General features: G+C 42.9%; 10 protein-coding genes and 1 pseudogene. 1 reads left to right on the top strand and 10 read right to left on the bottom strand.

Annotated features, from left to right (window positions below; genetic code table 11):
* Positions 1–290: pseudogene (locus LPA49_RS11355) on the top strand (IS4 family transposase); the annotation flags it as partial.
* Positions 291–374: 84 nt separating this feature from the next.
* On the opposite strand, the gene rpoS reads toward LPA49_RS11355, so the two are convergent.
* The 10 genes from rpoS to LPA49_RS11305 are packed head-to-tail and all read right to left on the bottom strand — an operon-like array spanning position 375 to position 7,405.
* Positions 375–1,358 (bottom strand): RNA polymerase sigma factor RpoS, encoded by a 984-nt coding sequence (gene rpoS / locus LPA49_RS11350; RefSeq protein WP_036970803.1) that lies wholly within the window; start codon positions 1,356–1,358, stop codon positions 375–377.
* Between the two features lie 57 nt (positions 1,359–1,415).
* The gene (locus LPA49_RS11345) at positions 1,416–2,240 is read right to left on the bottom strand and encodes a peptidoglycan DD-metalloendopeptidase family protein (RefSeq protein WP_036970808.1); all 825 of its coding nucleotides are present in this window, start codon (positions 2,238–2,240) and stop codon (positions 1,416–1,418) included.
* Between the two features lie 41 nt (positions 2,241–2,281).
* Complete coding sequence (locus LPA49_RS11340) at positions 2,282–2,860, bottom strand: YqaA family protein (RefSeq protein ID WP_065978037.1); 579 nt, start codon at positions 2,858–2,860, stop codon at positions 2,282–2,284.
* 11 nt (positions 2,861–2,871) lie between these two features.
* On the bottom strand, positions 2,872–3,510 hold the full coding sequence (locus LPA49_RS11335) for a protein-L-isoaspartate(D-aspartate) O-methyltransferase (RefSeq protein WP_036970812.1): 639 nt from the start codon (positions 3,508–3,510) through the stop codon (positions 2,872–2,874).
* On the bottom strand, positions 3,500–4,264 hold the full coding sequence (gene surE / locus LPA49_RS11330; protein ID WP_036970815.1) for a 5'/3'-nucleotidase SurE: 765 nt from the start codon (positions 4,262–4,264) through the stop codon (positions 3,500–3,502). Before surE ends, LPA49_RS11335 begins: the two co-directional genes overlap by 11 nt.
* Positions 4,265–5,293, bottom strand: coding sequence for a tRNA pseudouridine(13) synthase TruD (gene truD / locus LPA49_RS11325; protein ID WP_230236554.1), 1,029 nt, complete (start codon positions 5,291–5,293; stop codon positions 4,265–4,267). It abuts the gene before it with no gap.
* Positions 5,290–5,772, bottom strand: coding sequence for a 2-C-methyl-D-erythritol 2,4-cyclodiphosphate synthase (gene ispF / locus LPA49_RS11320; RefSeq protein ID WP_036970817.1), 483 nt, complete (start codon positions 5,770–5,772; stop codon positions 5,290–5,292). Before ispF ends, truD begins: the two co-directional genes overlap by 4 nt.
* Entirely contained in the window at positions 5,769–6,470 is a 702-nt protein-coding gene (gene ispD / locus LPA49_RS11315; RefSeq protein WP_230236552.1) for a 2-C-methyl-D-erythritol 4-phosphate cytidylyltransferase, read from the bottom strand. The genes ispF and ispD overlap by 4 nt, the downstream gene beginning before the upstream one ends.
* Positions 6,460–6,750 carry a cell division protein FtsB gene (gene ftsB / locus LPA49_RS11310; RefSeq protein WP_036970819.1) on the bottom strand — a complete coding sequence of 97 codons (291 nt, stop codon included), beginning with the start codon at positions 6,748–6,750 and terminating at the stop codon, positions 6,460–6,462. The genes ispD and ftsB overlap by 11 nt, the downstream gene beginning before the upstream one ends.
* Positions 6,751–6,772: 22 nt before the next feature.
* The gene (locus tag LPA49_RS11305) at positions 6,773–7,405 is read right to left on the bottom strand and encodes a hypothetical protein (protein ID WP_051501825.1); all 633 of its coding nucleotides are present in this window, start codon (positions 7,403–7,405) and stop codon (positions 6,773–6,775) included.
* Between the last annotated feature and the right edge of the window lie 29 nt (positions 7,406–7,434).

Here is a 7,434-nt window from a genome sequence, read left to right as displayed (position 1 = left end):
TACTCGCTTACAACTTAATACGCATAATCATGCTTGATGCAACTAAAGAAGAAGATATCTTGCCTACTCAATTAAGCTTTAGCCAATCTATGCGGCAGGTAATCGCTTTCTTCATGTTTACGCCAATACATAGTGCAAGTAAGTTACCTGTTCATTATGATGAGTTACTGACAACACTTAGGTTGTTTATCTTACCCGATAGGCTACCAGACAGGCATTATCCAAGGGTGATAAGAAGGAAACCAAATAAGTATCCTTACAAAAGAAAATGCCAGTCAGCTCTTAACTGACTGGCATTAGACAATATGTCAGCTTTTTTGTGTGTTCTAGAGACCCAAAGGCCTCATACCTGAGTCAGGTATATTGTTGTCAACTCAAGTAAATTGGTCAAACAGGCTATCTGTACTTAAGCCTTCGTGTTGCAAAATATCTTTTAAACGACGTAATGCTTCCACTTGAATTTGTCTTACACGTTCACGCGTTAAGCCAATTTCACGACCGACATCTTCAAGCGTTGAAGGCTCGTAGCCAAGTAAACCGAAACGACGTGCAAGTACTTCGCGTTGTTTTGGGTTTAATTCACCAAGCCAATCAACAATGTGTTTGTTGATGTCATTATTTTGTACTTCGCCCTCAGGACCAGAGCCTTTTTCGTCAGCAATGATATCGAGTAAGGCTTTGTCGTTTTCGCCTCCAATTGGCGTATCAACCGACGTGATTTTTTCGTTTAAACGTAGCATTTTAGTCACGTCTTCAACGGGTTTATCCAGACACTCTGCAATTTCTTCTGCGGTTGGTTCGTGGTCAAGTTTTTGTGTTAGTTCGCGAGCCGTTCTTAGATAAACGTTCAGTTCTTTTACAACATGAATAGGTAAACGAATTGTTCGTGTTTGGTTCATTATGGCACGTTCAATCGTTTGACGGATCCACCAGGTTGCATAAGTTGAAAAACGAAAACCACGTTCTGGGTCAAATTTTTCAACAGCGCGAATCAGGCCAAGGTTACCTTCTTCGATAAGATCTAGCAGCGCAAGACCTCGGTTGTTATAGCGGCGAGCAATTTTCACCACTAAACGTAAATTACTTTCTATCATTCGTTTGCGAGAGGCTTCACAGCCTTTCAATGCTTTACGCGCAAAAAATACTTCTTCTTCTGCACTTAAAAGAGGAGAAAAACCAATTTCACCCAGGTATAACTGTGTCGCGTCTAGGTTTTTGACGACTTCGTCTTTTGTAAAAATTTCATCATCGTTGTCGACTTCTTCGAGTAACTCAGATGAATCATCTTCAACCATCGTGTCATCAAATTTATCATCAACTGTTTCAGTTGTTTTCTCAAGTTTTGCTGTGTGACCCATAAGCGTCCTCCCGAGCAAATATGTGATTGAGCTAAATCACTTTATCAATACCTTTGGCTAAGGTAGATACTTAGCAGGATTGACTGCTTGACCTCGGTAACGAATTTCAAATCTTAAAGCCGTAACCGACGAATCTGAACTGCCAATTTCTGCTATTTTCTGCCCCGCCTTTACTTCCTGTTTTTCCTTTACAAGCAACTTTGAGTTGTGTGCATAAGCACTTAGGTAATCATCATTATGTTTCAATATGATTAAATTACCGTAGCCCCTCAATGCGTTACCCGCGTATACCACAGTTCCTTGTGCAGCAGCTAAAACAGATGCCCCCTGTTTATTAGCGATTTGTAACCCTTTATAGCCATTTTCTTTTGTAGAGAAACGGCGCGTGACCTTACCCTTAGCGGGCCAGCTCCATATGACTTTTGTATTAGGATTACTATTTTTTGCACTAACTTTCTTGTTGGCTTGTTTTTGAACATACTCTCGTTGTTTTGGCTGATCAAGCTCTTTTTTTAATTTTTTGTTATTTTTTTGTATCAAAACGGTAGACTTTTTACTCGAATTCGTATATTTTTTCGTCTTTTTTTGTTTTTGTGCCGATTTTGTGAGCAAAATGCGTTGCCCAGGATAAATCGTATAAGGTGCTGGAATATCGTTTAATTTTGCTAAAGTACGAAAGTCTTTTTGAGCACTAAACGCGATTGAGTATAAAGTATCGCCTTTGTTAACCTTGTAACTTGAGCCAGAAATATTAACTTTGCGGGTAATTTGTTTTGTATGATTATCTAAACTACTAACAGGAGCGGGAGCATTACGGGAGGAGCAACCAAAGAGCAAAATACTAATAAACAAAGTAACATACACTGCTAACTGTCTGTTCATCGTAAAATGCTCCTTATAATACTAACTGTGAGTTTTAGGGGTTATCGTAGTAAAAAGTACGCAACAACAACTAAAATAACTAATCCCCAGCCAAGCGCTTCAACATATTGACGTAATTTTTGCTCCATTTTCACGCCCCCCCACTTCATTAAAGCCGACACTAAAAAGAACCGAGCCCCACGTCCAATTGCAGACGCAATTAAGAAAGGTAAAAATGCCATCTGCATTAAGCCTGCCCCAATAGTAAAAACTTTATAAGGAATAGGCGAAAACCCAGCAAGAAATACAACCCACACGCCGTATGTTTCAAACCAGCCTAGCGCAGTATCAAACTTTGCTTGCCAGCCCATTTGAGCAATTAGCGGCTCAACGACGGGCTCAAATAGCCAAAAGCCAAGCAAGTAACCTAAAATACCACCAATAACTGACGCAATAGTAGTAAAGCTGGCAAATCGCCATGCTTTATCTGGCTGAGCGAGTGACATAGGAGCTAACATCACATCTGGCGGAACAGGGAAAAAAACAGATTCAGCAAAGCTCATCCCTGCTAAATAACGCTCTGCGTGACGATGCTTAGCCCACACAAGCGCCATATCATATAACTTAGTAAACAACTTCAAAGTGTAACGTCCTATTCAATATCACCAGGTACTAAAGGTACAAATCGTACTGGTGCAACTTTATGTTCTGTGAATGTGTCGCCATTTCTGACAACCATCATTAATTGCTGATCTTGCTCGCCCACGGGGGCTATCATCACACCGCCATCAGCAAGTTGTGCTAGTAACCCTTGCGGCATCGTTGCTGCCGCGGCAGTCACGATAATCCCTTCAAATGGTGCTTGCGATTGCCACCCTTGCCATCCATCACCATGTTTCATCGTTACATTGTATAAATCAAGCTTATGTAAACGGCGCTTTGCTTGCCACTGCAACGCTTTAATGCGTTCAACTGAACACACTTTAGTGAACGTTTTTGCAAGAATCGCGGTTTGATACCCTGATCCCGTACCAATTTCAAGTACCTTATCGCGTACTCCTGCAAGTCGCAGTAACTCTGTCATTCGCGCAACGATATAAGGCTGCGAAATTGTTTGCCCTTGACCAATAGGTAAAGCGGTATTCTGATACGCTTTATGCTGTAAAACATCATCAACAAACACATGCCGCGGGGTCGTCGCAATCGCCTCAAGTACAGCGGCATCTTCTACGCCATCCCGTTTTAATAATTCAGCCAATGCCAATGCACTGCGATTATAATTAGTCAGCACTATTAATCTCCATCTTCGCTAACCAGCTATCGACGGCTTGAAGACTCTCCTTCGCTGTCATATCAACACTTAACGGTGTTACTGAGGCATACCCATTATTAATGGCGTAAAAGTCAGTCCCTTCTCCTGCGTCACTTTCAGCGCCGAGCGTGCCATACCAAAAAATATCACGCCCCCACGGGTCTTGTTGCTTGGTCATGGTTTCAGCTTTATGACGTGCGCCAAGGCGTGTTACTTTTACTCCTTTGAGCTCTGAAAGAGGAATATCTGGCACATTTAAGTTAATGATCTGATCTTTCGGTAGAGGGTGTGATGCAAGCTCTTTAATGATACCGACAGCCACTGCTGCTGCCGTTTCAAAATGATTCCCTTCTTTAGAACAGAGTGAGACAGCGATCGCTGGCAGCCCTAAGTGGCGGCCTTCGGTTGCGGCTGCAACCGTACCAGAATAGAGCGTGTCATCACCTAAGTTAGCCCCATGATTAATACCAGCCACAACTAAGTCAGGCTGCTCATCGGTTAGCTCATTCACGCCAAGGTGAACACAATCCGTGGGGGTGCCATTAATAGAAATAAAGCCATTATCTAGCGTGGTCGCACGTAACGGGTTCATTAAGGTTAATGAATTACTGGCGCCACTGCAGTTACGGTCAGGGGCAACCAGCGTCACATCGGCAATTTGCGTTAACGCATGATATAAAACGGCAATCCCTTTTGCATGCACTCCATCATCATTGCTTAATAAGATTTTCATTTACGCATCCTTTTGTTTTTGTTCTCTTGGGCTGGCGTCTTTATAGTCCACCAGCTCTCGCAAAAGCGCGGTTGCAAAGCAGCCTTTTGGTAAACCAAAACTCAGTTTTAACGTTGTCTCATCAAGTGTTTCAACAGTTAAAGACTCGGGAATTAAGCGCAGCATTCTGCGCTCATTCTTAAGCCCAAGTTCAGCTAATCCCTCTATCCAAGACTGATAAGGGAGCAACCATTGCTTTTCGGTTTCGGTTAAGCCTTTTTCGCCTTTGCCCACCATTGGTGCCGACATAACAATATCGCCAGAGGCTAAACGTGCAATATTGTCATCGCTTATATTGTCTTCAAAAAAGGCATTACTGCCGCTAAGCATAAACACTTCGCGGTGAATGGTTTTCGCAAGACCATGCTCAGCTACACGCATACTTACTATTTCATTGAACACATAAGAACGGGCCGCTGAAATCACTAAACCACGCAGCTTTTTATCGCGAATACGCTCTCCTGCAAACATCCGTTTAGCCATTTCAAGGTTATGCCCTCCATGACCAAAGCGCTGTTCGCCAAAGTAATTTGGCACCCCAGCACGCACTGCATTAATACGACACAAAATATCTAAAGGCTCGGTCACATTACGCAGGGTAATCGTAAATCGATTGCCCTTATGGCAGCCTGTTCTTAATTTACGATTGTGGCGCTGCTGCGCGATAATAAAGAATTGCTCGTTATTCAGTTCACTAAATTCAATGTGCTTTTTAATCGGCACAGGCACACTAAACCATTGTGTACAAACACCGTGGCGATCTTTTAAACCCGCATAGCTTACATCACGCGGTGATACGCCCGCTTTTTCGGCAATTCGCTTGGCTATAAACTGGGTGTTTTCACCTTTTTTGACGACCTGCAAGCACACATGCTCGCCGCTGCCAGTGAATTCAATACCGAGGTCTTCGTCAACCATAAAGTCTTCAGCAAACGTTTTAAAGTCGGCTTTTGATAGTGGTTTTCCGTATAAATAATTCAATTCACTCATGAATTTTGTTTACTCATAATAACCACTGCGTGGCTTGAAATGCCCTCTTTACGACCTTCAAAGCCCAGCTTTTCGGTGGTAGTGGCTTTCACATTCACTTGCGAAATATCGGCTTCTAAATCAGCAGCTAAATTTTTACGCATGGCTTGAATATGAGGCAGCATTTTTGGTGCTTGAGCTACAATGGTTACATCTGCATTGCCAAGTTCATAGCCTTGCTCTTTTGCAAGCTTAACCACATGACGCAATAATATACGGCTGTCGATGTTTTCGTATTCACTCGCAGTATCTGGGAAGTGCTTACCAATGTCGCCCATTGCCAGTGATCCTAATATAGCATCACATAATGCATGAATAGCCACATCGCCATCTGAATGCGCTAAAAAACCTTGTGGGTAATCAATTTTTTCACCACAAATAACCAACGGGCCTTCGCCGCCAAATTTGTGAACATCAAAGCCATGGCCAATTCGAATCATGGGGTTCTCTCGTTTTGTTGTTTTTGCAGTAGAAACGCTGCTAAATCTAAATCTTCTGGGGTGGTTATTTTAATGTTGTCACTGCGCCCAGCGACTAATTTTACTGGCTGCTTTGCCCACTCAATCGCCGAAGCTTCATCGGTGATAGTCACGCCGTTCTCTAGGGCATTTGAAAGTGCATCTACAAGCGCCTGATAAGGGAAAAATTGAGGGGTAAGCGCTTGCCATAAATCATCACGTGGCACAGTTTGCTCACTATGAGTACGGCCGCGTTTAATGGTATCTTTGACTTTAGAGGCTAAAATACCGCCCTCGTTAGCTGCTAGGCAATCATCGACCAAACGAGTTATATCGCTTAAACACACTAACGGTCTTGCTGCATCATGCACCAGTACCCAGTCTGGCGGGTTATCAGAAAGTGACAGCAAAGCATTAAGGACTGAGTCGGCACGCTCTTTGCCGCCCGACACTCGTTCTATGCGGCTATCGATTTGAGGTATCGCGTCAAAGTAACCATCGTCGTCACTTATTGCCACTTTTATCGTGTGAATAAAATCTAATTCTGCAAGCTTGCTAAGGGTATGCTCTAAAATGGTTTTACCCGCCAGTTCGATGTACTGTTTTGGCGCAGAATGTTGCATTCGGCTGCCAACACCGGCTGCGGGAACTATTGCAGTGATTTTCTGTTTAGTTTTCATTTTGTTGTTGGCCTGGCAATACACGAATAAACGTTTCACCAGGTTTAATCATTCCTAATTCATTACGCGCACGTTCTTCTATGCCTTCTTGGCCGAGTTTTAAATCTTTAATATCGGCTTTCAGCACTTTGTTACGTTTTAATAATTTAGCATTTGTATCTTGATGAGAGGCGACCGCTTGTTTTAGACGAGTGTAATCCTGCACACCATTATGGCCAAACCATAAACGATACTGGATAAATAAAGCCAAACATAACAAGGCGAATTGAAACACCCGCATTGAACACTCCTTCGCGGTTAAATTAAGTCAAAGGGCGTTTTAAATTACGCCAATTTATATTGCTTGCTAGTAGCATTTCTCTTAATGACAAACGCTTAGGTGTAATCCGTTTATTAAGTTGCCATTGATGGCCACAACAGGCTGCTGCCATCACTGCTTTTGACGGTTTTAATAACTGCGCTGGCGCGTGTTCTAATGACTCACCGGATAACGTAAACCAACCAAGCTCATTACAATGTACCTTATTGTCGCTTACTTGATCTAAGCTGTCTATGCGCACGGTGGTACATTGCCCGTCATTAATTAGCACGGGGACAATTAACCCACGCTTAGCATATTGACTATAAAAGTCTTCTGATTCACTTTTGCTATATACAGGCGGCGTAGTTTTTTGTTTTTCGAGCCAGCTGCCATTTTGTGAATCAAGCTGTAAAGGCGCATCACCACTGACTATCCGTATTGCTAGTCGCTCTATGTAATAAGGCAAACTTGCCAATAAGCGTCTAAGCCTTGCCGCATCAGGTTCATCGACCAAACGCGGGATTTCTCGAGCATAAAACGCATTACATAACTGTGCATACAAAGCCCGTTCGGCATCAGTTTGCCAAATTTCGGCTTGTGGCGACGGTTCGCTCTGTGGATTAGAAATAGACAATGCCCGCTCTTATAAAACAATTGCTTGAC

This window comes from Pseudoalteromonas sp. MB41, assembly GCF_020966275.1.
GTDB lineage: Bacteria > Pseudomonadota > Gammaproteobacteria > Enterobacterales > Alteromonadaceae > Pseudoalteromonas > Pseudoalteromonas lipolytica.
This window is presented reverse-complemented; position numbering and strand designations above follow the sequence as displayed.